The organism is Mesorhizobium sp. 01N446, from assembly GCF_056399285.1.
This window is the reverse complement of the sequence record NZ_JBFTRA010000005.1, coordinates 80,198-101,850: the sequence shown is the minus strand read 5'-3', so window position 1 is coordinate 101,850 and position 21,653 is coordinate 80,198. Positions and strand designations below refer to the sequence as shown.

General features: G+C 63.1%; 25 protein-coding genes. 14 read left to right on the top strand and 11 right to left on the bottom strand.

Translation table 11 applies throughout. The features are described 5' to 3' along the window. The first annotated feature begins 193 nt into the window (after positions 1-193). Complete coding sequence (locus AC1DPX_RS19775; RefSeq protein WP_477238964.1) at positions 194-949, top strand: SDR family oxidoreductase; 756 nt, start codon at positions 194-196, stop codon at positions 947-949. 27 nt (positions 950-976) lie between these two features. Here the strand turns inward: AC1DPX_RS19775 and AC1DPX_RS19770 are convergent, their stop codons facing one another. Both AC1DPX_RS19770 and AC1DPX_RS19765 read right to left on the bottom strand, forming a co-directional pair. After that, on the bottom strand, positions 977-1,351 hold the full coding sequence (locus AC1DPX_RS19770; RefSeq protein ID WP_202358024.1) for a YciI family protein: 375 nt from the start codon (positions 1,349-1,351) through the stop codon (positions 977-979). Between the two features lie 150 nt (positions 1,352-1,501). Continuing rightward, complete coding sequence (locus AC1DPX_RS19765; RefSeq protein ID WP_202358025.1) at positions 1,502-2,686, bottom strand: pyridoxal phosphate-dependent aminotransferase; 1,185 nt, start codon at positions 2,684-2,686, stop codon at positions 1,502-1,504. Positions 2,687-2,769: 83 nt separating this feature from the next. On the opposite strand from AC1DPX_RS19765, the gene AC1DPX_RS19760 reads away from it, so the two are divergent. From AC1DPX_RS19760 to denD, 4 genes are all read left to right on the top strand, one after another. Then, positions 2,770-3,456, top strand: a complete 687-nt coding sequence (locus AC1DPX_RS19760) for a GNAT family N-acetyltransferase (protein ID WP_202358026.1) — start codon at positions 2,770-2,772, stop codon at positions 3,454-3,456. A 32-nt stretch (positions 3,457-3,488) separates the two neighbouring features. Then, positions 3,489-4,469: a cation diffusion facilitator family transporter gene (locus AC1DPX_RS19755; RefSeq protein ID WP_477238962.1), complete on the top strand. Its 981-nt coding sequence runs from the start codon at positions 3,489-3,491 to the stop codon at positions 4,467-4,469. 88 nt (positions 4,470-4,557) lie between these two features. Beyond that, the gene (locus AC1DPX_RS19750) at positions 4,558-4,770 is read left to right on the top strand and encodes a hypothetical protein (RefSeq protein ID WP_202358028.1); all 213 of its coding nucleotides are present in this window, start codon (positions 4,558-4,560) and stop codon (positions 4,768-4,770) included. A 12-nt stretch (positions 4,771-4,782) separates the two neighbouring features. After that, positions 4,783-5,760: a D-erythronate dehydrogenase gene (denD, locus tag AC1DPX_RS19745; RefSeq protein WP_477238960.1), complete on the top strand. Its 978-nt coding sequence runs from the start codon at positions 4,783-4,785 to the stop codon at positions 5,758-5,760. A gap of 36 nt (positions 5,761-5,796) precedes the next feature. Here denD and AC1DPX_RS19740 read toward each other — a convergent pair whose 3' ends face one another. The 4 genes from AC1DPX_RS19740 to AC1DPX_RS19725 all read right to left on the bottom strand — a co-directional run bounded on the left by AC1DPX_RS19740 (position 5,797) and on the right by AC1DPX_RS19725 (position 9,970). After that, positions 5,797-7,041 carry a nickel/cobalt transporter gene (locus AC1DPX_RS19740; protein ID WP_477238958.1) on the bottom strand — a complete coding sequence of 415 codons (1,245 nt, stop codon included), beginning with the start codon at positions 7,039-7,041 and terminating at the stop codon, positions 5,797-5,799. Continuing rightward, positions 7,038-7,706, bottom strand: coding sequence for a DUF1007 family protein (locus tag AC1DPX_RS19735; RefSeq protein WP_202358031.1), 669 nt, complete (start codon positions 7,704-7,706; stop codon positions 7,038-7,040). Before AC1DPX_RS19735 ends, AC1DPX_RS19740 begins: the two co-directional genes overlap by 4 nt. A 165-nt stretch (positions 7,707-7,871) precedes the next feature. Then, positions 7,872-8,771 (bottom strand): LysR family transcriptional regulator, encoded by a 900-nt coding sequence (locus AC1DPX_RS19730; RefSeq protein ID WP_202358032.1) that lies wholly within the window; start codon positions 8,769-8,771, stop codon positions 7,872-7,874. A gap of 2 nt (positions 8,772-8,773) precedes the next feature. Then, positions 8,774-9,970: an amidase gene (locus AC1DPX_RS19725; RefSeq protein ID WP_477238956.1), complete on the bottom strand. Its 1,197-nt coding sequence runs from the start codon at positions 9,968-9,970 to the stop codon at positions 8,774-8,776. Between the two features lie 542 nt (positions 9,971-10,512). On the opposite strand from AC1DPX_RS19725, the gene odc2 reads away from it, so the two are divergent. Together odc2 and AC1DPX_RS19715 are read left to right on the top strand one after the other, a co-directional pair. Next, a complete protein-coding gene (gene odc2, locus AC1DPX_RS19720) occupies positions 10,513-11,646 on the top strand; it encodes an ornithine/lysine decarboxylase (RefSeq protein WP_477238954.1) in 1,134 nt (377 codons plus the stop codon). Positions 11,647-11,786: 140 nt separating this feature from the next. Next, a complete protein-coding gene (locus tag AC1DPX_RS19715) occupies positions 11,787-12,356 on the top strand; it encodes a GNAT family N-acetyltransferase (protein WP_477238952.1) in 570 nt (189 codons plus the stop codon). 85 nt (positions 12,357-12,441) lie between these two features. Here the strand turns inward: AC1DPX_RS19715 and AC1DPX_RS19710 are convergent, their stop codons facing one another. The 4 genes from AC1DPX_RS19710 to AC1DPX_RS19695 all read right to left on the bottom strand — a co-directional run bounded on the left by AC1DPX_RS19710 (position 12,442) and on the right by AC1DPX_RS19695 (position 14,514). Continuing rightward, positions 12,442-12,726 carry an SCP2 sterol-binding domain-containing protein gene (locus tag AC1DPX_RS19710; RefSeq protein ID WP_013529756.1) on the bottom strand — a complete coding sequence of 95 codons (285 nt, stop codon included), beginning with the start codon at positions 12,724-12,726 and terminating at the stop codon, positions 12,442-12,444. Between the two features lie 177 nt (positions 12,727-12,903). After that, a complete protein-coding gene (locus AC1DPX_RS19705; RefSeq protein ID WP_477238950.1) occupies positions 12,904-13,440 on the bottom strand; it encodes a hypothetical protein in 537 nt (178 codons plus the stop codon). Between the two features lie 23 nt (positions 13,441-13,463). Beyond that, positions 13,464-13,889 (bottom strand): hypothetical protein, encoded by a 426-nt coding sequence (locus AC1DPX_RS19700; RefSeq protein WP_202358037.1) that lies wholly within the window; start codon positions 13,887-13,889, stop codon positions 13,464-13,466. Between the two features lie 13 nt (positions 13,890-13,902). After that, complete coding sequence (locus AC1DPX_RS19695; RefSeq protein ID WP_202358038.1) at positions 13,903-14,514, bottom strand: rod-binding protein; 612 nt, start codon at positions 14,512-14,514, stop codon at positions 13,903-13,905. Positions 14,515-14,643: 129 nt separating this feature from the next. Between AC1DPX_RS19695 and AC1DPX_RS19690 the strand changes: the two genes are divergently transcribed. Genes AC1DPX_RS19690 through AC1DPX_RS19680 form a run of 3 tightly spaced genes read left to right on the top strand, consistent with a single transcriptional unit; the run spans position 14,644 to position 17,113 of the window. Further along, positions 14,644-15,501 (top strand): DUF1295 domain-containing protein, encoded by an 858-nt coding sequence (locus AC1DPX_RS19690; protein ID WP_202358039.1) that lies wholly within the window; start codon positions 14,644-14,646, stop codon positions 15,499-15,501. Next, positions 15,498-16,526, top strand: coding sequence for an SAM-dependent methyltransferase (locus AC1DPX_RS19685; protein WP_202358040.1), 1,029 nt, complete (start codon positions 15,498-15,500; stop codon positions 16,524-16,526). Before AC1DPX_RS19690 ends, AC1DPX_RS19685 begins: the two co-directional genes overlap by 4 nt. Beyond that, the gene (locus AC1DPX_RS19680) at positions 16,523-17,113 is read left to right on the top strand and encodes a hypothetical protein (RefSeq protein ID WP_477238948.1); all 591 of its coding nucleotides are present in this window, start codon (positions 16,523-16,525) and stop codon (positions 17,111-17,113) included. The genes AC1DPX_RS19685 and AC1DPX_RS19680 overlap by 4 nt, the downstream gene beginning before the upstream one ends. Positions 17,114-17,119: 6 nt before the next feature. Here the strand turns inward: AC1DPX_RS19680 and AC1DPX_RS19675 are convergent, their stop codons facing one another. Then, positions 17,120-17,530 (bottom strand): DUF2177 family protein, encoded by a 411-nt coding sequence (locus tag AC1DPX_RS19675; protein WP_202359308.1) that lies wholly within the window; start codon positions 17,528-17,530, stop codon positions 17,120-17,122. A gap of 129 nt (positions 17,531-17,659) precedes the next feature. On the opposite strand from AC1DPX_RS19675, the gene AC1DPX_RS19670 reads away from it, so the two are divergent. The 4 genes from AC1DPX_RS19670 (at position 17,660) to AC1DPX_RS19655 (ending at position 21,603) form a co-directional block, all read left to right on the top strand. Continuing rightward, the gene (locus AC1DPX_RS19670) at positions 17,660-18,043 is read left to right on the top strand and encodes a DUF2147 domain-containing protein (protein ID WP_202358042.1); all 384 of its coding nucleotides are present in this window, start codon (positions 17,660-17,662) and stop codon (positions 18,041-18,043) included. A 154-nt stretch (positions 18,044-18,197) separates the two neighbouring features. Next, positions 18,198-19,544 carry an NAD(P)/FAD-dependent oxidoreductase gene (locus tag AC1DPX_RS19665; RefSeq protein WP_202358043.1) on the top strand — a complete coding sequence of 449 codons (1,347 nt, stop codon included), beginning with the start codon at positions 18,198-18,200 and terminating at the stop codon, positions 19,542-19,544. A 13-nt stretch (positions 19,545-19,557) separates the two neighbouring features. Continuing rightward, positions 19,558-20,391, top strand: coding sequence for a DUF1365 domain-containing protein (locus AC1DPX_RS19660; protein WP_477238947.1), 834 nt, complete (start codon positions 19,558-19,560; stop codon positions 20,389-20,391). A gap of 171 nt (positions 20,392-20,562) precedes the next feature. Next, positions 20,563-21,603, top strand: a complete 1,041-nt coding sequence (locus AC1DPX_RS19655) for an aminopeptidase (RefSeq protein WP_202359309.1) — start codon at positions 20,563-20,565, stop codon at positions 21,601-21,603. Positions 21,604-21,653 lie beyond the last annotated feature (50 nt).

Genomic DNA, 21,653 nt, shown 5'->3' with positions numbered 1-21,653 from the left:
TCCTCCCAAGCCCGGTTCAGATCAGGGCGGTCGCCAATGACCGCCCTTTTTGTCGGCCCTTGCTGGGGCTTTCTCCGAAAGTCGAGCGTCATTTTCGCGGATATGCTCAAGCAGGTCCGCTTGCCATCGCTGCCGTCATTTGCGATGCCTTTGCCCGAGCCAAATCCTGAAAAATCAGTCGGGGATATCCGCCATGACCGAGCAAAGAACCGCCATCGTGACCGGCGCCGGCACGGGCATCGGCAAGAGCGTCGCCACGGCGCTACTCAAGGCCGGCTGGAACACGGTGTTCTGCGGCCGCCGCAAAGCGGTGCTGGACGCCGCGGTCGCCGAAGCCGGCCGGACCGAGGCCAAGGCCCTGGCGGTCGCTTGCGACATCAGCAAGGCCGGTGAAGTCGACGATCTGTTCGAGACGGTGGCGGAAGCCTTTGGCCGCGTCGACCTGCTCTTCAACAATGCCGGCATGGGCTACAAGTCGACGCCGATCGATGAGATCCCGGTCGAGGTGTGGAACGATATCGTCGGCGTCAATCTCACCGGCTCGTTCCTGTGCGCCCGCGCCGCCTTCGGCGCCATGCGCAAGCAGCGGCCGATGGGTGGGCGCATCATCAACAACGGTTCGGTGTCGGCCTATGCGCCGCGCCCGGGCTCGGTTCCCTATACGGCCACCAAGCATGCCATCACCGGACTGACCAAGACGCTGGCGCTCGACGGCCGTCCCTACGACATCGCCTGCGGCCAGATCGACATAGGCAACGCCCTGACCGACATGGCGCAGCCGATGACCGTCGGCGTGCCGCAGGCCAATGGCTCGATATCAGCCGAAGCGGTGATGGATGTCCAGCACGTCGCCGATGCCGTCGTCCATATGGCCAGCCTGCCGCTCGAGGCCAATGTGCTGTTCATGACGGTGATGGCGACCAAGATGCCGTTCGTCGGGCGCGGGTGAACAGCGGACGCTGGAGGCACCACCGGCCTATTTGCCTGCCAGCGGCACGCCGGGCTTGAAAAGCAGAATGGGTCGGATCTCGTAAACGGCGGTCGGATTGACGCGGCGAAGGTCGCGGGCGATGGCGATGGCCTCGTCCCGCGTGGCGCAGTCGACGACATAGAGGCCGAGCAATTGTTCCTTGGTCTCGGCGAAAGGACCGTCGATGACCACGCCGTCGCCTGGGCCGCGCAGTGTCACGGCATCCTGTGTCGCCCCCAGACGCGCGGACGGTCCAAGCGTGCCTGCCTCATGAAGCTGGGTGTTGATCTTCAGCAGCTCGGCCATCAACGCCGCATCCTCCTGCGGCGTCAGCGCCTTGATCGCATCTTCCACGTGGTAGGCAAGGATTGCATAGAACATCTAGGGCACCCCGGTTCGATCCTGATCTCAGGACCGTAACCATTCCAAACCTGTACGCCCAGTCTTGGCCGCGAGCCTCCGGACGGCTCATGACATCGACATGGCAGCCGGTCGAAAACCATCCGGAAGGGTTCCGGCCTGCTTTGAGGTCTACTTCGCCAGGAACGCCCCGATCCGTTCCAGCGCGCGCAAGATGTTCTCCTCGGAATTGGCGTAGGAGAGCCTGACATAGCCTTCGCCGAGAATGCCGAAATCAGGGCCGCCGATCAGCGCCACGCCGGCCTCGTCGAGCAAAGCGGAGGCGAGCTTCTTGGCCTTCCAGCCGGTCTTCGAGACATTGGGGAAGGCGTAGAACGCGCCCTTGGGGGTGATGCAGGAAATATTGGGCAGGGCGTTCAGGCCCTCGACGACGACCTTCCTGCGGCGGTCGAAAGCGCGCATCATGGTGTCGACGTCGTCCTGCGGGCCGTCGATGGCGGCGATGCCGGCGAACTGGCTCGGCGCGTTGACACAGGACCAGCAATTGACCGCGAGCTTGCGCACCTTGTCGTAGAGATGCGCGCCCTTGTCACCATTCGGCCAGATCGACCAACCCATGCGCCAGCCGGTCATCGCCCAGGTCTTGGACCAGCCATTGAGCACGATCAGCCGGTCGCGTATCTCGGGATAGCCGAGCAGCGAGCAATGCGTCTCGCCGTCATAGGTCATGACGTCGTAGATCTCGTCGGAAAGGATGGCGACATCGGGATGCTTCTCCAGCCCCTTGACCAGCTTTTCGATCTCGGCGCGCGGCGTCACACCGCCGGTCGGGTTGGCCGGCGAGTTGAGGATCAAGAGCCTGGTCTTGGAGGTGATCAGCGCCAGCGTCTCCTCGGCCGAGAAGGCAAAGCCGTTCTCCTCGCGCATCGGCACGGGAATGGGGGCCGCGCCGGTGAACTCGATCATCGAACGGTAGATCGGGAAGCCGGGATCCGGATAGAGGATCTCGGCGCCGGGTTCGCCGAACATCAGGATCGCCGCGAACATGGTCGGCTTGCCGCCGGGCAGGATCATCACGGTCTCGGGCGACACCTCGACGCCGGTGGTGGTCAGCGTGCGCCGCACCACCGCCTCGCGCGTCGCCAGCAGCCCGTTGGCCGGCGTGTAGCCATGGTGGCCGTCGCGCAGCGCCTTGATCGCGGCCTCGACGATGTGCTGCGGCGTCTTGAAGTCGGGCTGGCCGATGCCGAGATTGACGATGTCGCGGCCCTGTTGGGCAAGTGCGGTCGCCCTCGCGAGCACCGCGAAGGCATTTTCCTCGCCGAGACGGTCGAAGGCCGAAATCGTGTGGAGCATTTTTCCCGTCCGTGTGGTTCTTACTGTGGGGTTGCGTTTTTGTGAGCTTCGGCCCGCAAAAGTCAAACGGATTGGAGTCTTCGGTGTCGGAAAATCTCAAAGATTGGCAGCCGCGCCCGCGACCGGAGCGCAAGGCGATCGACGGCCGCTATGTCAGGCTTGAACCGCTGAGCGCCGCAAAACATGGTGACGGGCTCTATGAAGCGTCTTCCGTATCCGATGTCGACGGCCGCTTCGCCTGGCTGCCTGACTATCCGCCGGAAACGCGCGCGGCCTTCCAGCCGTGGCTGGACAAGGTCGAGGCGAGCGAGGACCCGCTCTTCTTTGCCGTCATCGACAAGGCCAGCGGCAAGGTCGCCGGACGTCAGACCCTGATGCGCATCGATCCCGCCTACGGCGTCATCGAGATCGGCAACATCTATTGGGGGCCGCTGATTTCGCGCAAGCCGGGCGCGACCGAAGCGCAGTTCCTGTTCATGAAATACATCTTCGACGAGCTCGGCTACCGCCGCTATGAATGGAAATGCAACAACCGCAACGAGCCGTCGAAGCGGGCCGCCGAACGGTTCGGCTTCAAGTTCGAAGGCATTTTCCGCCAGCACCTCATCGTCAAGGGTGAAAACCGCGACACCGCATGGTATTCGATCATCGACAAGGAATGGCCGGCCCTGCGCAAGGCCTATGTGGCGTGGCTCGATCCGGCCAATTTCGACGGCGACGGCCAGCAGAAGCGGCGGCTCGAGGATTGTCGCGCGGAATTCGGCGCTTAAGTCCGGCTTGGGGCGCATGACAGGAGCTGCCATTGGCGGACACCCACGACCATAGCGGGCATGATCCCGATGGACATGATCACGGGGGCGCCGGCCATGTGCATGGCGCGACCGACAAGAAGCGCGTGCTGATCGCTGCCTGCCTGACGGCGGGCTTCATGGTGGCGGAAGCGCTTGGCGGGCTCTTCACCGGGTCGCTGGCGCTGCTGGCCGATGCCGGCCACATGCTGGCCGACGCCATCGCGCTCGGCCTTGCCTGGTACGCCTTCCATCTTGCCGGGCGGCCGGCGACCGGCCAGCTCACCTACGGCTTCGGCCGCGTCAAGACGCTGGTCGCCTACACCAACGGCATCGCCATCTTCGTCATCGCGCTGTGGATCGTCTACGAGGCCTGGGCCCGTCTGCTGACTCCGGCGCCGGTGCTGGGGGGGCCGATGCTGGTGGTGGCGATCCTTGGCCTGCTGGTGAATATCGGCTCCTTCCTGGTGCTGCATGGCGGCGACCGCGAAAGCCTCAACATGCGCGGCGCCATCCTGCATGTGCTGGGCGACCTGCTCGGCTCGGCGGCGGCGATCGTGGCGGCAGTGGTGATCCTGGCGACCGGCTGGACGCCGATCGACCCGATCCTGTCGGTGCTGGTCTCGCTGCTGATCCTGTCGACGGCCTGTTCGCTGTTGCGCGCCGCCGCCCATGTGCTGCTCGAGGGCGTGCCGCCAACCCTCGACCGCGATCTCATCGCAAGGGACCTGGAAACCACGATCCAGGGCGTGCGCGAAGTACACCACATGCATGTCTGGTCGCTCGATGGCACCAGCAACATGGCGACGCTGCATGCCTGCCTCGATGAGGGCGTCGATGCGTATTGGGCCGTCAGCGCCATCAAGAAGCGGCTTGCCAGCGAGCACGGCATCAGCCATGCCACCGTGGAGCCGGAATTCGGCCAGTGCGCCGACGAGGCCGACGACCACGACCATGAGCATGATGCGGCCCCGCATCACGGCCACTACCACTAGGTTGCGTCCATCGATATCGACCGCCTTGTCCCAGGAGTTCCAAAATCTTGAAAGCCAGCCTGACGAATGCCCGCTGCCCCGGTGCCGCATGATGGACCGCGACACCAGGAATGCCGCCATCGCGGCGCTGTGGATCATGCTGCTGTTCGGCATCGCTGCCTTCTACCTGCCGACCATTATGTTGGCGCTCGGCAGCCTTTCGACGGTGCTCGCCGGCATTTTCGGCATTGTCTTCGTGCTGGCGTTTTTCCTCGTCTTCTGGCTGCGCGCGCGCAGCCAGCGCAAAAATCAGGGCAAGTAAGGGAATTCTGACATGCGTATTCTGATCACCGGCGCCGCGGGCATGGTCGGCCGCAAGCTCATCGCCCGGCTGGCCAAGGACGGCACGCTGCGGGCCGAAAAGATCACCGCGCTCGATCTGCACGACATCGTGCAGCCGCAGGCCCCGGCCATGGATGGCGTCAGCATCAACACCCATACCGGCGATCTTGCCGAGGCGGGTGCCGCCGAGAGCCTGGTCGCGTCGCGCCCCGATGTCGTCTTCCATCTCGCGGGCATCGTGTCGGGCGAGGCAGAGGCGAATTTCGATCTCGGCTACCGCGTCAATCTCGACGGCACGCGCGCCTTGTTCGATGCCATCCGCCTGGCGGACTTTGCGCCGCGCGTCGTCTTCACCTCGTCGATCGCCGTGTTCGGCGCGCCGTTCCCGGATGTCATCCCCGATGACTTCCATCCGACACCGCTGACCTCCTATGGCACGCAGAAGCAGATGAGCGAGGCACTGCTCGCCGACTATTCCAGGCGCGGCTTCTTCGACGGCATCGRCATCCGCCTGCCGACGATCTGCGTGCGGCCGGGCAAGCCGAACAAGGCGGCCTCCGGCTTCTTCTCCGGCATCATCCGCGAGCCGTTGAGCGGGCAAGAGGCGATCCTGCCGGTGCCGCGCTCGGTCGTGCACACTCATGCCAGCCCGCGCTCCGCGGTGAATTTCCTGATCCATGCGGCAAACATCGACAGCACCGCCGTCGGGCCGCGCCGCAATCTGACGATGCCCGGCGTCGCCGTCAGCGTCGGCGAGCAGATCGAGGCGCTGGAGCGCATCGCCGGGCCGAAGACGGTAGACCTGATCCGCGAGGTGCCGGACGAGACGGTCTGGGCGATCGTCAAGGGCTGGCCGACCCGCTTCGAGGCGAAGCGGTCACGGGAACTCGGCTTTACTGCTGAAAAGAGCTTCGACGAGATCATCCGCGCGCATATCGAGGATGAGCTGAATGGTCAGATTCCTGGCTAGGAGTTTGCCATCCCATTTCGATGGGATGTAGAAGGCTCAGACGCTGCCCGTCAAACTCGCCGACAGCAGCAACAATCCGAACAGGAAGACGAAGGCGGCGCCGCCGATCTCGACGATCGAATGGATGCGGTTGCCCATGCGGCCGTCGCCGGCGAAATACACCGCCCAGTTCTTGGCTGTCACGGCAAGCGTCGCCAGCGCCGAGACGGTGATGGCGGTTCCCAGCGACATGGCCAGCACCGACAGCAGGCCGCCGAGCCAGAGCCCGTTGAGCAAGGCGAAGCTCAGCACGATAAGCGCGCCGGAGCAGGGGCGTATGCCGACCGCCGCCACCGCCGACCAGGCGGTGCGCCAGTCGAAACGGTCGCCCGACAGCAGCGCCGGATCGGGCGCATGCGAGTGGCCGCAGGTTTCGCAGACTTCACCTGCCGCGTGATCGTGATGCGCATGGTCATGATGGGCATGATCGTGCGCGCCATGGTCGTGATGGTGGTCATGCGCGGCGTGGTCGTGATGGTCATGCGAGTGGCCATGCGCATGGTCGTGGTCGTCATGCCTATGCAGGGCGTGCGAATGGGCATGTGCCGAATGGCTGTGCGCGGCATGCGAATGGCCGGCATGGGAATGACTGGCGTGAGAGTGGCCGGCATGTGAGTGACCACCATGCGAATGGCCGGCGTGAGCCGCCGACAGGCTGTAGGCCGGCGCCTTGCCGAACAGGCGCAGGATCGACGGACCAAGCTTGCGCCACAGCAGCCAGGCGCCGAACAGGGTGACGAGGGCAAAGCTCATGATCTCCATGAACCAGGCCGCGTCGGTCATCGAGATGGTGGTGCCGCGCAGGACGAAATAGGCGAGCAGCATGACGGCGATCGCCGTCAGGCCCTGCAGCAGGGCCGACACGAAGGACAACAGGATGCCTCGCTTGAGCGCCACTTCATTGGCAACCATGTAGGACGAGATCACCGCCTTGCCGTGGCCGGGGCCGGCGGCATGGAAAATGCCATAGGCGAAGGACAGGCCGATGAGCACCCAGAGCTTGCTGTTGTCCTGGCGCATCGCCTTCATGGCCGTCGCCAGCGCGCGATAGAATTCCTGCTGTCTAAGGTTGATCCACATCAGGATGTGGGCGAACGGGCCGGTGGTGGGCGCCATGCCGTCATTGACGCCGATGCCGAGCGAGGACTGGGCGTGCGCGGCGTTGGCGAAATGCATTGCGGCAAAGGCGAGGGCCAACAGGCCGAATGCCAAACGCAGGGACGGTTTCGTCACCGGCTTCATCCTTCTGGCTGACAGGTCAGTTCGAGCTTTGTGGCAAAGATCTTGCTCATGTCGGTGCCTGTCGGGTCGTTGAAGAAGGCATCCGTCAAGGTCTTCTGGTTTTCCTTGATGGCTTCATCCGGGTCCGGCCGGACCACCTTGCTGGTGCAATTCGACGGCAGGCCTGCAACCGTGATGTTGGAATCCTCGGTGAAGTCGATCGCCGTGTAGAAGGTCGGGTCGTAGACGCCGATGTCGATCGTGCCGGTCAGCTTGATCGGCTCCTTGGGTTCGGACTCGAACAGGATGATCAGCTGGTCGTTGTCGAAATTGGCCATCAGATGCGGAGGCGGCACCATCGTCACGTCCTTGCCGTTCTGCGTGACGAGCTGGAAATAGTTGAATTCGGCAAGAGAGGCATGAACAGTGTCGGCGACCTCCTTCAGCTCCTTGTCGTCAAGCTTCAGGTCGGAGTTCTTGTCGAACTCCATCATCACCGTACTCGAAAACAGGTCGTCGAAGCGCCAGAGATGGCGCAGCGCTTTCACACTTTGGTGATCCGGGGAGAGGATGACGTCGAGGCGTGCCTCGGCGAAGACGTGCGGATGCACGTAAGCGGGACCCGTCGCGGCAAAGGTCGCGGTCAAGGCCGAAGCCAATATGATTGCGTGCCGTTTGAACTGCATTCCCGGTCGCGATTCCCTTGGCTTTGGAGAGAAACCGAAGGTTACCAGAAAGGGGGCGAAATTGGGACCGCCCGTGCGTGTCACCCAAAAGTGCGCAGCGATTTTGGGATCATGACACGCACAACTTCAAAGCGTGTCACCCAAAAGTGCGCAGCCATAGGCAGGTCAGGTGACCTCACGCGTCCTGAACCATTGCACCAGGAAGTCGACGAAAACACGGACCTTGGCCGGCAGATAGCGGCGGTGCGGGTAGACGGCGAAGATGCCGCCGCCCGACAGGATGCGGTCGTCGAGCGCCGTCACCAGCTGGCCGCTCTTGAGATCGGGCGAGGCTATGAAATCCGGCAGGATGCAAAATCCGAGCCCCGACAAGGCCGCGGCCCGCGCCGCCATCGGGCTGTTGACCTCGATCGGGCCTGTCACCGCGACGCTCAGCTGATCGTTGTTGTCGCCCTTGAACGCCCAGTTGTTCAGCCCGCGGCCATTGGTGTCGACGATGCAGGGCATGTGGCCGAGATCCTGCGGCCGCGTCGGCATGCCATGCTTGGCGATCAGTTCGGGCGAGGCGCAGAGTTTCACTGAAAACGGCGCCAGGCGTCTCGCGATCAACGACGAATTCTCCAGGCGCGAGATGCGCACGGCGAGGTCGAAGCCTTCCTCGACCAGGTCGACGAAGCGGTCGTCGAGTTGGATGTCGAGCACGATGTCGGGGTGCTGCTTGGCGAAGTCGATCAGCGACTGGCCGATCGGCGCATCGGCGAAGGTGCGCGGCGCCGACAGTTTGATCCGGCCGCGCACGTCGCCGGAGGATTCGCGCACGGCGTCGGCCAGGCTGTCGACCTCGCGCACGATCTCCGAGGCGCGCCGATAATAGGTGTGGCCGGCCTCGGTCATCGAGAATTGGCGCGTGGTGCGGTTGAGCAGCAGGGCGCCGAGCTCGTCCTCCAGCTCGCGCACATATTTCGACAGCAGCGCCTTGGAACGGCCGATCTTGCGCGCCGCCGCCGAAAAGCCCTCGGCCTCGACGACGTCGATGAAGGCGCGCATGCGGGTCAGTGTGTCCATGGTCAGGCCCTTTGTGCTGCGTCGAGAAGTTTTCGGCCGAGCCGTATCAGGGCAATGTCGCTACCGGAAGGGCCTAACAGCGACAGGCCGAACGGCGCGCCGGCGACGGAACCGATGCGCAAGGTGATCTGCGGAAAGCCGGAGAGGCCGGCGAGGCACAGAAGATGCAGGGCGCGCTCGCGATAGGCCTTGAACTGTTCCGGTGTCGAGTCAACATAGGGCGCCGGGCCCGGCACCGTGGGCAGGACAAGGAAGCCGTCCTTGCCGAGCAGGGCGCTGAGTTCACCACGGAAGGTCAGGCGGCGCACTTTTTCGGCCTGTGTCGTGCGGTCGTCGACGGCGCGGCCAAACCCGAAACGCTCCTCGACGCCGGGGCCAAGGTCGCGCTCGCCGCTGGTGATCCATTCGCCATGCACGCCCCAGGCTTCCCTGGCCTGCAGCCGGCGAAAGCACCAGTAGAGCTCGTCAGGGGAAGAGCTGAAGCTGGTCGTCGATATTGCCGGCGTACCGAAAACCGCGCCCGCCAGCGCCTTCATTCCGGCATATTCGGCAAGTACGGGGCGAGCGACCATCTCGTCCAGCCAGGGGAGCGATATCGGGCGGTCCAGGGAATGCTGATGCGGGTCGCGGCCAAGCAGCAGCTTGCCGACGGTCTCGTAGGTCTCGATGTCGTCGGCGAACCAGCCGAACGTGTCGAAGCTCGGCGCCAGCTTCATGGTGCCATCGAGGGCGATGCGGCCATGCGTGGTGCGCAGCCCGATCAGGCCGCAAAAACTTGCAGGCGCGCGGATCGAGCCGCCGGTGTCGGAGCCGGTGGCGATGTCGGCCAGCCTGCCGGCCACCGCCGATGCCGATCCGGAAGACGAGCCGCCGGTGACGCGGTCGGGTGCCGCCGGGTTCACCGGAAACGGAAAATGCGCGTTCTGGCCGAACAGCGCGAAGGCCAGCTCGTCGGTCTGCGTCTTGCCGACGAAGCGCGCGCCGGCATCGAGAATCGTCTGCACGGGCGGCGCCGTGCGCGAGGCGGCATTGCTTTCGGCGAATTTCCTGGAATTGCCGCAGCCGGTGCGATAGCCGGCGACGTCGTAAATGTCCTTGACGGCCAGCCGCAGGCCGGCGAGCGGGCCGAGTTCGGCATGGGCCACCGGCATCTGGCGAAGATCGAGGAAGGCGTTGTAGGGGCCGTGCGTGCCTGTCATCGTTCGATATCCGGATACGGTTGCACCTACATTGTTCGATGCCGGAAATTTTACAACCTTGGATACGATTTTTATTGATTGTGACGGCAACCAGCCATATATCGCGCTTGCCCAAAGTCGCACGTGCCTGTGGGTGTCCGCCGATCCTCGAATGGTGAGGGAAATCGGTAAGGTAACTGGAGCTAACCCCTCCAGTCGGTCTAGCGGCCAACCGCCAGCCCGAGGACACCTTGAAGCAACGACGGTGCGGGCCTTTCTGGTTCTCTGCCGGTTGTCCAAAGACCGGGGTTACTGAAGAGGCACACCTTCATTGCCGGCAGTGCGGAACGGGGTTCTCCCAATCCAAGCCAAGGCAGACAAAGCGGACCGAAGCCGGGCAAGGCCGAGGTTCATCGCCGCGAGACGGCGTTTCATGGTTCCGGGGTCTCCACCGGCTGGTTCCATGGAATTTCCGTCCCGCCTTTGTTTGACCGCGTGTTCGCGAGGCCGACAGCCCGCGTCCGCACCCTTGTGCGCGCCGAGAGGCGTGATGGAGATATCCGATGGCCACCCAGCGCATCCTCGACTTCCTCGCCACCCGACGTCCGTCCGGCCCCTGCCTCGTCGTCGACCTCGATGTCGTGCGCGACAATTTCCGCGCCTTCGAGAAGGCGCTGCCCGATTCCAAGATCTACTATGCGGTGAAAGCAAACCCGGCGCCGGAAATCCTGCGCCTCCTTGCTGCGATGGGCTCGTCCTTCGACACCGCTTCCGTTGCCGAAGTCGAGATGGCGATGGACGCGGGTGCGCCCGCGGACCGCATCTCCTTCGGCAACACCATCAAGAAGGAGCGTGACATTGCACGCGCCTACCTGCTCGGCATCCGCCTGTTCGCGGTCGATTGCGTCGAGGAGGTCGAGAAGATCGCCCGCGTCGCTCCCGGCGCGCGCGTGTTCTGCCGCGTGCTGACCGACGGCGAAGGCGCAGAATGGCCGCTGTCGCGCAAGTTCGGCTGCGTGCCGGCGATGGCCGTCGACGTGCTGCGCCATGCCAAGGGCCTCGGCCTCGATGCCTATGGCGTGTCGTTCCATGTCGGCTCGCAGCAGACCGACCTGACCGCCTGGGACCGTGCGCTGGCCGACGCCAAGAAGGTGTTCGCCACGCTCGCCGAGGAAGGCATCGTCTTGAAGATGGTCAATATGGGCGGCGGTTTCCCGACGCGCTATCTGCGTGACGTGCCGGCCGCCCAGGCCTATGGCCAGGCGATCTTCTCGGCGCTGCGCAAGCATTTCGGCAATGCCATTCCCGAAACCATCATCGAGCCGGGCCGCGGCATGGTCGGCAATGCCGGCGTCATCAAGTCGGAAGTCGTGCTGATCTCGAAGAAGGCCGACAATGACAATGTGCGCTGGGTGTTCCTCGATATCGGCAAGTTCGGCGGCCTGGCCGAGACGATGGACGAGGCGATCCGCTATCCCTTGGTCACCCGCCATGACGGCTCGGAGACCGCGCCTTGCGTGCTCGCCGGCCCGACCTGTGATTCGGCCGACGTGATGTACGAGAAGACACCCTATCCGCTGCCTCTGTCGCTGACGATCGGCGACGAGGTGCTGATCGAAGGCACCGGCGCCTACACGACCACCTACTCGGCGGTCGCTTTCAACGGCTTCGAGCCTCTCCGATCCTACGTGATCTGACGGTTCTTTATTTGGCGCCTTTTCGGCCAACACTTCGCCCGAAAATGCGCTGAGAACCGATCGGATCATCCGGCGCGGGCGCATGTCGTCCGCCCGGCTTCGCTTGTGGAACAGATCTCCGCTTGCCAGGGATTGCGGAAATGGAAATGTCAGTTGAAATCGTAGCTCATGCGCCGGCCTTCGTTTTGGTCGCCGAAACCGTTGCCGATGTCGCGGCACGCGAAGCCTTGCTCGATCGCGCCATGGGGCCGATGCGGCGGAAAAAATCGTCGGAGAAGCTGCGGCGTGGCCGGCGGCCTTCGGAAGGCCTGGCCTTCGTCGCGCGCGATACGTCGGGCGGCGTCGCCGGCACGGTGCGGCTGTGGGACGTCAGGCTGGGCGAGGGTGGTCCGGCGGCATTGCTGCTTGGCCCGCTCGCCGTCGATCCGTCGCTCAAGAATGCCGGCATCGGCTCGGCGCTGATGCGCCATGCCGTGGCCGAGGCGGCGCGTCTCGGCCACGCGGCGATCCTGCTGGTCGGCGACGCGCCCTATTACGGACGTTTCGGCTTCTCGGCCGACAAGACGGGCAGGCTGGCCATGCCTGGCCCCTATGAACGGCATCGCCTGCTGGCGCTCGAACTGGTGGATGGCGCGCTCGATGGCGTCCACGGCACGCTGAAGGCTTGCGGCCGCAAGCTGAAGGCACAGGCGCCGACGATGGCCGCCTGAGGCATCAACCCGTCACTCCTCAAACAAACGCCGCCCGAAAAGGCGGCGTTTTTCATGATACATGATTTATTGGGTTGCCGGGTGTTCAGCCGATCAACTGGCTGAGCGCCATGGCCACCGTCATATCGCCTTCGACTTTGATCTTGCCGGTCATGAACGCCATGGTCGGGTTCAGGTCGCCGGCGATCAGCGAGTCGAGATCGTCGAGCGAGAGTTTGATGGTGCAGTCGGTGGGGGCATCGGTGTTCGAGACGGTCGCGCCGTCGATGACGATGACGCCGTCGCTGCCGGTGTCGAACTTCACGGAACGATCAAACCCGCTGCTGGCCACGCGCGACTTGATCTTCTCGGCAATCTCCTGAACGCTCACGCTGTTCTCCTGTCTGGTTGCATCTGTCGCGCGACGGCGCTTCGGTTCGACCGAAGCCCATGCTGCCTCTGAGGCGATTACAATCGCTGCCGCATATAGCTTTGGATTGACGTTTACGTCAACGCGAATTGCGACGACTGGTTCCTATCGCCGCACCAGCAATTGGAGCATCAGCGGTCAGTGGGCCGGCGGCGCTTCCGCTTCGGCAGGCTTGGCGGTCTCGGCAGCCACGGTGTCGGAATCCTGCCGGCGGCGCAGCCAGTTGTCGCGGATTTCGTCCTTGCTCAGGAAATTGACCTGATCGACCAGAACCTCATGCACCAAGTTCGCACCGACACGGGCGTTGACGGTGTCGCGGATGGCGGCGCGAAAGGCATCGAGGTCGATCGTGGCCTTCTTGGTGAAGTCGATCTGGGGATTGGCATAGAGGTAGCTGTAGACCTGGTCGGTGATGAGTGCCTCGGCCGGGATAGACAGTTTCTTTATCTGCTCCGGTTCGACAGTGTAGACGAGCTTGGCCAGGAAATAGCCGCCGATCTTGGAGTCGCGGATCAGAGGCACCGAAATGACGTCGGTCTTGACGTAATCCAGGCCGCCCAGCATCGGCTTGGGTTTCTCGCCGACGCCGCGTTCGCCGGCTGCCTGGAACGAATAGAAGACGGCGCCGAGCGTGGCGGCGCAGACCCAGACCGCGATGGCGATGATCTTGATCATTCAGAGCCCGTCGGGATCATGCCCTAGCCTTTCATCCGGCCGAATTCGCCGGCGGAGTAGGTGCCGTCGGTTTCGGCGCGCTGGATGGCACTGCGCAGCAGGCCGGCAACCTCGTTGACGGCGCTCAGATGCGCCAGGATCGCCGCCTCGTTCTTCGCCAGTTTCTGGCGCAGCCGGGTGAGGCCCTCGCGGTGCTGTTCGAGGAACTCGGCTTCGCTGCCGCCCTTCATGGCGCGGGTCAGCTCATAGAGATAGCGGCTCTTGCGGGCGTTCGATGCCTTGAGATCATAGCTGGTGTCGCTGCGGATGCCGGCCGTCTCTTCCTCGACCACCTCCTCGATGCGGCCGATGATGGCGGCAAGGTTTCCGGGCCGCGCGAACGGGATCGGAGCTTCCGACGCGGTGGTGCGCGCCGGCAGGTTGGCGGTGAATTCGGAAGAGTCGGTCATGGTGTTTCCCAGCCTAGATCTTGATGTCTGTTTTTATGGTTGTCTCGTCGCCGGTCATCGACCTGGCGGCCTTGCGCTGCAATTCCTGGACGAGCGAGGTGGACAGACGGGTTTGCTGATCGATCTCGGTCTTTTCCGGTCCGTTTGAGACCGGGCCGATCGGCACCTTGCGCTTGCCGTCCATATAGTGGTCGGCGAGCAGCGACTTGGCGATGCCGATGCCGCCGCGCTCGGCCATCACGTCGGCGACGCGCTCGGCGAGTTGCGACTTCCACATGTCGCCAGCCAGACCCGTGCCGTAGACGCCCTCCGTGTCCTTGGGCAGCATGTTCTGGATGAAGGTCTGCAGGACCATCGCCTCGAATTTCTTGAATTTCCTGGCCGGATCGGCTGTCGCCGCCGCCTTGTCAGCCGTGGCGCGCGACAGGATCGAGCCGGCATCGACGGATGCCGCAGTGTCGACCGAGAACGTGCCGGCGGCACCGCCCGCACGCTTGGTCAGCGCGGCGCGGGCAGCCTCGATATCCATCGGATCGGCAGCTCGGGCGACATCCATAACGATGTCGCTGGGTGGAGAAATCGCCAAGAAAGTCCGCCTTTTGCAGGGTTTCCTTAGCCGGACCATGCCTCAACAAGCTTGTGGCAGGCTTGCCGGTTCGAATTTTGCCGTCGTCCGCGATGCGTGTCCGGCAAAACTGCAAGGGAGCGAGAAACTTGCCGGCACCTTGATCCGTAACTCGCCTAACAGACATCCATGATCGTTCAGGGCTACGATGTGACGTTTACAGGCTTGTTTATCAGTGTAGGCATTTGCCTGTCGCTTGTGATGTCGGCGGCTTGGGCGATTGCCATTCGAAGCGGCAAGTCCGGCTGGGTGGATGCGATCTGGTCGTTTGCGGTGGGCGGCGCCGGCATCGCCATGGCGTTGGTTCCATTGTCCGGCTGGCAGCAGTCGCCGACCAGGCCTGTCATCGTCGCCCTGCTCGCGGCGATCTGGTCGCTCAGGTTAGGCTGGCATATAGTCGCCAGAACCCGGCACGGCGGCGACGACCCGCGTTACGCGCAATTGCGCGGCGAGTGGGGCAGGGATTTCCCACGCCGGCTTTTTCTATTTTTGCAGGTGCAGGCCGGTGCTGCTCTGCTGCTTTCGCTGTCGATCTTTGCCGCGGCCCGCAATCCGATATCGCAATTGCAAATCGGCGATTGGCTGGGTGTTGCCATTCTGGTGGCTGCCATCCTTGGCGAAGGCCTGGCCGATCACCAGCTCGCGCGGTTTCGTCAAGATCCAGCCAACAGGGAAAAGGTCTGCGACGTTGGGCTCTGGGGACTTTCGCGCCATCCCAACTATTTCTTCGAGTGGTTCGGTTGGCTGGCCTATGTCGCGATCGCATTGGACCTCACCGGCGCTTACCCGTGGGGCTGGGTCGCCCTATCGGGCCCGATCTTCATGTACTGGCTCCTGGTTCATGTATCCGGCATCCCGCCGCTCGAAGCGCACATGCTGAAATCGCGTGGCGAAAAATTCCGTGCCTACCAGGCGCGCGTCAATGCGTTCTGGCTGGGGCCGTCCCGCAATATCCCTCCACAGACATCGAAAGGTCGAGTGTCGTGAGTCTCATCGCATCCGCCATACGAACCGTCGAACGCAGCCCGTTTCCGGATTCCGTGACCCGAACGGGCATCGACTTCCTGGTCGGTCGCACGCGCCGTAGCCTCCTGGAGAGCCCCACCACTTACGAGCAGGCCTTCGTTCGCGCCATGGCCGATCATCCGATCGCCGAGCACACGCAAGCCGCCAACGAACAGCACTACGAATTGCCGCCGGCTTTTTTTGGGCTGGTGCTCGGGCCGCTTCGAAAATACTCCTCCTGTCTCTACCGTCGCGGAGACGAAAGCCTGGCGCAGGCCGAGCTGCTGGCGCTGGAGGAAACCGTTGCCCACGCCGATCTCGCCGACGGCCAGGACATCCTCGAACTCGGCTGCGGCTGGGGCTCGCTGACATTGTTCATGGCAGAGCGTTTTCCCGCCGCCAGGATCATGGCGGTCTCCAACTCGGCACCACAAAGGGCGTACATCGAGGCGCAGGCTCGGGAGAGGGGCTTGGCAAACATTCGCGTCACAACGGCCGACATGAACAATTTTCATCCGAACGCCATGTTCGACCGGATCGTTTCGGTCGAGATGTTCGAGCACATGTCGAACTGGCAAAAGCTTCTCGAACGCGTGCATAGCTGGCTGATGCGGGAGGGGCGGCTTTTCATCCATGTCTTCACCCACAAAAGCCGGTCCTACCGGTTCGACCATCGCGACAAGTCCGACTGGATTGCGCAGCACTTCTTCACCGGCGGCATCATGCCGAGCCACGATCTGATCCGGCAATTCTCCGCTCTGTTCGACGTCGAGCAGGAATGGCGGTGGAATGGCCGAAACTACCAGCGCACCGCCAACCAGTGGCTCGCCAATCTGGACGCCAACCTGCCCGAGGTCGATCGCATCCTCGCCGAGGTCTACGGCAAGGAGGCCTTGATCTGGCGACGGCGCTGGCGTCTGTTCTTCCTTGCCACCGCCGGGCTGTTTGGACACAAGAACGGCGAGGAGTGGGGCGTCAGCCACTATCGCCTGCGCGCGGCTACATGAGATTGGAAACGCCGGCCCGATCGGGAATGGTGAGGACGTTCTGGAACGCGGCGAAGGCTTACTTCGCCCATGACGATCCACTCGTGGCCACCGCCAATCTGGTCGCTCTGGTCGTGCTTTGGAACCAGCCGTTCTATCCGCTCTATGTCTACTGGTCCGTGGGCCCCGAAATCGCGCCAACCTTCTACACATTCCTTTCGACGCCGTTCTTCCTGGCGGTTCCGGCAATGGGTCGCGCCAACGGCCGTGCCGGGCGTGCATTGCTGCCGCTCGCCGGAATCGGCAACACGGTGCTTAGTGCCAGGGTATTCGGCGTCGGTTCCGGCGTGGAGATTTTTCTGCTGCCCTGCGTGCTGCTCGGCTTTGTCCTGTTTCGGCCGAGCGAACGTGCCATTGCCATCGCCATAGCGGCGGTCGGCCTGCTGGCCTTTACGGTCCTGCATGGACGCTACGGAGCGCCCGTCCATCTCTATTCGACCGAGGAATATGCGGGTTTTCTGAAGATGAACGCCCTGAGCGCTGGCACGCTTACCGCCTTCATCGGTCTTCTCGTGATGAACCTGATCAGTCCCCCAGCCAAGCGCTGACGACTGCTACGCAGGTCGCGACAAGGCACTTGAGACGAGAAACCCCGCCGTCACCGCGATTGCGGTGAGCACGGTTCCCCAGCAGATATCCGCGATGGTGACCGCGACGGGCCAGTTCTTGAGCGTCGCCTGGTTGGTCAGATCATAGGTGGCGTAGGCGCTTAAGCCGAACACAGCGCCGTTCACCGCCGCGCTCGTCCATGATCCGCTCTGAAAGGCGGGCAGCACCGCGAAATAGACGGCGCCGGCGATGTAGATGACGTAGAAAAGTGCTGCCGCCTTGACGTTGAAATCATCGAGCAGGATCGGCCCCAGCAGCGGCTTGTAAAGCCGACTGCTCATCACCGTCAGCCAGACAGCATCGATGCACAGAAACACGACTGCCGTCGTCACATAGGCGATGCCGTAGGTCTTGATCATGTCTGCTTCCGAAATCCCATTGGCTGTTGATCTCAGCAACGGTTTTCAGCCGCGATAGTTTCGACCGGCCGAAACTCACCCGGCAAGTCGTCCGTAGCTTCGTAAAACGAGTGACAAGGGCGACTGATGAACCGAGTGGCAGTGGCGGCAGGCCTTTTCCTTTTTGTCTCCTTCAGCGGATCGGCGTTTGCCGCATCGGCGCCTGACCCCAGCGGCACATGGAACCGTGGTGACGGTAATGCGAAGGTCCGGATCGCCCCATGCGGTTCGGATATCTGCGCCACAAATGTCTGGATCAAGGACACCAGCGGCGGTGAAGCTGTCGGCGACAAGCTGGTCATGACGCTGAAGCCGAAGTCCGCAGACACGCTGACCGGCAAGGCTTTCGACGCAAAGCGGGCGCTGACCTATGCGATCCAGCTCAAGGTGACCGGGCAGACCCTGGTCACGCGTGGCTGCCTCGTTGGCGGGCTGATTTGCAAATCGGTCAACTGGTCTCGCGCTCGCTGATGACGCCAGCGGCAGGGCTGGTTCCACACGCCTTCATCTGCCGGCAAAATATCCCTTTCGCCAGACTGAAACTCACACCGGATTCTTGCGTATCTACAAATGCCCAGGGGTGCCGCCCGCACCTTACAGACTTGATTCCAAACAAGGATTTTCGATGAACATCGTGCCCATTCACCGTGGCGGCTCCAACGGCAGAAAGAAAATCGCCATCATCGGGTCGGGCATATCGGGTGCCGCCGCCGCGTGGGCATTGCAGCCGAGCGCCGACGTCACTCTCTATGAGGCCTCTGACCGCGCAGGCGGCCATACCGCGACCGTCGACATCGACTATGACGGGACACCGATTTCGGTCGACACGGGCTTCATCGTTTACAACGAACTGGCCTATCCGGATCTGACCGCGCTGTTTTCGCATCTCGGCGTGGCCACGCATGAGAGCGACATGGGCTTTTCACTTTCGCTCGACGGCGGCAAGCTCGAATGGTGCGGTTCGACGCTGCGAACCATATTCGCCCAGAAGCGCAATGTCTTTTCGCCGGGCTTCCTGTGGATGCTGCGGGAAATCCTGCGATTCAACAAGGCTTGCATCGCCGAGCGTGACAGCGGCACGTTGGGCAACGTCTCGATCGGTGATTATCTGCGGACACGGGGTTTCTCCGCGGGCTTTCGCGACAATTATCTCATCCCGATGGCGGCGGCGATCTGGTCGACGCCGCGCGCCAAAATGCTGGATTATCCGGCCGCAAGCTTCATCAGCTTCTTCGAGAACCATCGCCTGATCGACAATGATACGCGGCCGATGTGGCGCACGGTGAGCGGTGGGTCGCGCAATTATCTGCGCAAGCTCCTGGCGCCGCTTGGATCGGCGCTGCGCCTGTCGTCGCCCGTCAAGACAATGGTGCGCGATGTCTTCGGCATTACCGTGTGGGCGGGCGATGAAGCGCCGGAGCGCTTCGACAATGTGGTCATCGCCGGCCACAGCGACCAGGCGCTGGCCATGCTCGGCGATGCATCGAGTGTCGAAGAATCGATCCTTTCAGCCATACCGTATCGTCCCAACCGGGTGGTGCTCCATAGAGACCCCCGCCTGATGCCGAAGCGGCGGGCCGCCTGGGCGGCGTGGAACTATCTGCGCTGCTCCTGCGATCGCGACGAACCGGAAGTATCAGTCACCTACTGGATGAACCGCTTGCAGGGAATCGACGCTGCAAAGCCGTTGTTTGTTTCGCTCAATCCCGTTGTCGAGCCGCGCCCCGAACTGGTGTTCGGCGAATGGACATTCGACCATCCGCAATACGATGCGCGTGCCCTGTCCGCACAAGCCCGTCTCGATGACATACAGGGCGTGCGTGGCACCTATTTTGCCGGCGCCTGGACCGGCCACGGCTTTCATGAAGACGGCTTGCGCTCGGGCCTCGACGCGGCGATCGCGCTCGGCGCGGAGGTGCCGTGGCGGCGATGCGCGGCGACTCTGCCCAGGGCGCTGCTGGCTGCGGAATAAGGCTTCTACCGACGTGGACGAACGGATCACCACCCTGGAGCAGAACGGCCCGCCGCCGCAGGCAGTGGGCGTGCTCTATCCCGGCGAAGTCATGCATGCGCGGCTGAAGCCGTTCGGCCACCGCTTCACCTATCGCGTATTCTCGCTGCTGGTCGATATAGACAGGCTTGCCGAACTCGACCGCATGACATGGCTGTTGCGGGTCAACCGGCCCGGCCTGGCCTCGTTCCATGAGAGCGACCATGTCGAGACACCAGGAGAAACCCTGCGGGCCTTCGCCGACAGGCAGCTTACCGAAGCCGGCATCAAGAAGTCGCCGGCTCGCGTGCTGCTGCTCGCCTATCCCCGCATCTTCGGCTACGTCTTCAATCCGATCTCGGTCTATTTCTGCTACGACGACAACGACGCGCTGATCGCCTTGATTTACGCCGTTCGCAACACGTTCGGCGCCCGGCATATCTATGTGTCGCCGATCCGGCCGGGCGAACTCGGCCCTGCCGGGGTGCGCCAGACGCAAGCCAAGCTCTTCCACGTCTCGCCCTTCATCGGCATGGACACGCGCTATCATTTCCGCATCTTGCCGCCCGGCAGGATGGTCAGGCTTCGCATACATGAGACGGAAGACGGCGCCCCATTGCTCTCGGCCACCTTTATTGGCGCCGCGCGCCCGCTCGCAACGCCGGACCTCGGCGCGTGCCTGATCAGGTTTCCGCTGATGACTTTGAAGATCATGCTTGGCATTCACTGGGAGGCGCTGAAGCTGTGGCTGAAAGGCGCACGCTTTCGTCCGAGTCCTGAAACCCCGAAGGATGCCGAGCCGCAAGCGGATGTTCCCCTGGGGACCTAGACCAGTTCAACGTTTCACGCCGCGAATGTCTTGTGCTCCAATGTAGAAAGCCGACCCGCTGCCCTTTGCGGGACTTGACGAGAACTGGTGTGCCTGTTTGACAACGGGGGGCGAGACATTTGCTGCATGGGATGGGCAAGCGGTGGGCAATCAGTGAAGCGCGTTCTTCGAATGCTTGCCGCTGTGATTGTGGCGTTCGGCCTGGCCGGCTGCACCAGCATTTCCTATTACGCGCAGTCGGTGGAGGGCCATGTGCAGATCATGGCCGCGCGGAAGAACGTCGGAAGGCTCATCCGCGATCCCTCGACGCCCAAGGCATTGCGCGCCAAATTGACGTCGGCCAGCGCCATGCGCCGCTTTGCCACGGAACAACTGGCGCTGCCCGACAACAGCAGCTATCGCAGCTATGTCGACATCGGCCGGGCCGATGTGACCCTTGCGGTTTTTGCCGCGCCGCAATTCTCGCTTACGCCGATAACATGGTGCTTTCCGGTCTTCGGCTGCGTTCCGTACCGGGGTTACTTCTCCCAGAAATCAGCGGCTGAAAACGCCGCCGAACTGCAGCGGCAAGGGCTGGACGTTTATGTATCGGGCGTCACCGCCTACTCCACGCTGGGCTGGTTCAGCGACCCGCTGCTCAGCACCATGCTGCGCCAGGACGACACCTATATCGCCAGCCTTATCTTCCATGAGCTGGCGCATCAGAAGATCTATGTGAACAACGACTCCGCGTTCAACGAGGCTTTCGCGGTCGCCGTCGAAACCAGCGGTGTGAGGAAATGGCTCCGCGCCACCGGCGATCCCGCCGGATTGCGGCGTTACGAAACCGATCGCAAGCGCCGGGCGGATTTTCTCGGACTGATCGCGCAAACGCGCGATGAGTTGCGGCAGGTCTATGGAAGTCCCCGCGCCCCTGCGCAGATGGCGGCTGCCAAGGCGGCCACGATCGACAAGTTGCGGATGCGCTACCGGCAGATGAGGGACAAGCGCTGGGCCGGCTACCGGGGATACGACGCCTGGTTCAATGCCCCGATCAACAACGCAAAGCTCGCCGCGACTGCCGTCTACGGTGAACAGGTTCCGGCATTTCTTCATCTGTTCGATGTGTGTTCCGGCGATTATCCAAGGTTCTACGCTGCCGTTCGACGGATCGCGGATTTGCACGAACCTTCCCGTGCCGAAGCGCTCAAGGCTGCGGATACGTGCAATTGACCTGAGCAAGCACTGGACCCTGCCTCTGCAATGCTCCGATATCGGCGGTA

Coding starts and splice junctions, on each gene's coding strand:
- odc2 (WP_477238954.1), top strand. CDS start 10,513: ATGGCCACCCAGCGCATCCTCGACTTCCTCGCCACCCGACGTCCGTCC.
- AC1DPX_RS19750 (WP_202358028.1), top strand. CDS start 4,558: ATGATGGACCGCGACACCAGGAATGCCGCCATCGCGGCGCTGTGGATC.
- AC1DPX_RS19740 (WP_477238958.1), bottom strand. CDS start 7,041: ATGAAGCCGGTGACGAAACCGTCCCTGCGTTTGGCATTCGGCCTGTTG.
- AC1DPX_RS19665 (WP_202358043.1), top strand. CDS start 18,198: ATGAACATCGTGCCCATTCACCGTGGCGGCTCCAACGGCAGAAAGAAA.
- AC1DPX_RS19715 (WP_477238952.1), top strand. CDS start 11,787: ATGGAAATGTCAGTTGAAATCGTAGCTCATGCGCCGGCCTTCGTTTTG.
- AC1DPX_RS19765 (WP_202358025.1), bottom strand. CDS start 2,686: ATGCTCCACACGATTTCGGCCTTCGACCGTCTCGGCGAGGAAAATGCC.
- AC1DPX_RS19690 (WP_202358039.1), top strand. CDS start 14,644: ATGATCGTTCAGGGCTACGATGTGACGTTTACAGGCTTGTTTATCAGT.
- AC1DPX_RS19670 (WP_202358042.1), top strand. CDS start 17,660: ATGAACCGAGTGGCAGTGGCGGCAGGCCTTTTCCTTTTTGTCTCCTTC.
- AC1DPX_RS19730 (WP_202358032.1), bottom strand. CDS start 8,771: ATGGACACACTGACCCGCATGCGCGCCTTCATCGACGTCGTCGAGGCC.
- AC1DPX_RS19695 (WP_202358038.1), bottom strand. CDS start 14,514: ATGGTCCGGCTAAGGAAACCCTGCAAAAGGCGGACTTTCTTGGCGATT.
- AC1DPX_RS19680 (WP_477238948.1), top strand. CDS start 16,523: ATGAGATTGGAAACGCCGGCCCGATCGGGAATGGTGAGGACGTTCTGG.
- AC1DPX_RS19700 (WP_202358037.1), bottom strand. CDS start 13,889: ATGACCGACTCTTCCGAATTCACCGCCAACCTGCCGGCGCGCACCACC.
- AC1DPX_RS19770 (WP_202358024.1), bottom strand. CDS start 1,351: ATGTTCTATGCAATCCTTGCCTACCACGTGGAAGATGCGATCAAGGCG.
- AC1DPX_RS19775 (WP_477238964.1), top strand. CDS start 194: ATGACCGAGCAAAGAACCGCCATCGTGACCGGCGCCGGCACGGGCATC.
- AC1DPX_RS19735 (WP_202358031.1), bottom strand. CDS start 7,706: ATGCAGTTCAAACGGCACGCAATCATATTGGCTTCGGCCTTGACCGCG.
- AC1DPX_RS19725 (WP_477238956.1), bottom strand. CDS start 9,970: ATGACAGGCACGCACGGCCCCTACAACGCCTTCCTCGATCTTCGCCAG.
- AC1DPX_RS19655 (WP_202359309.1), top strand. CDS start 20,563: ATGCTTGCCGCTGTGATTGTGGCGTTCGGCCTGGCCGGCTGCACCAGC.
- AC1DPX_RS19705 (WP_477238950.1), bottom strand. CDS start 13,440: ATGATCAAGATCATCGCCATCGCGGTCTGGGTCTGCGCCGCCACGCTC.